This window comes from Patiriisocius sp. 208BN25-11, assembly GCF_058147145.1.
In genome coordinates this window covers 1-221 of sequence record NZ_JBYVJY010000192.1, presented here as the reverse complement: position 1 = coordinate 221, position 221 = coordinate 1, and the positions used below count along the sequence as shown (strand labels likewise).

Annotated in this window: 1 protein-coding gene; it reads right to left on the bottom strand. The window is 43.0% G+C overall.

The window, feature by feature from the left end:
- A partial coding sequence (locus ACY2RS_RS16085) for a hypothetical protein (protein WP_490099647.1) occupies nucleotides 1-221 on the bottom strand: 221 nt, incomplete at both ends.

Genomic DNA, 221 nt, shown 5'->3' with positions numbered 1-221 from the left:
GTATCGTTATCAAATACACTTGGAGTTGTTCCACCATCGGCACCACTAATTGGTGTTCCGCTATAATCATCATCTACTGCATCGATATTACTATCATCCACTACTACTGTTACAGTTGCTGTATCACAGTTGGTTGGGTTGTTGTTCTCACAAATCGTGTAGTCAATCATATACGTCCCCGCTGGTGTGCCTGGCGTTACATCTACACTTCCGTCTGTATT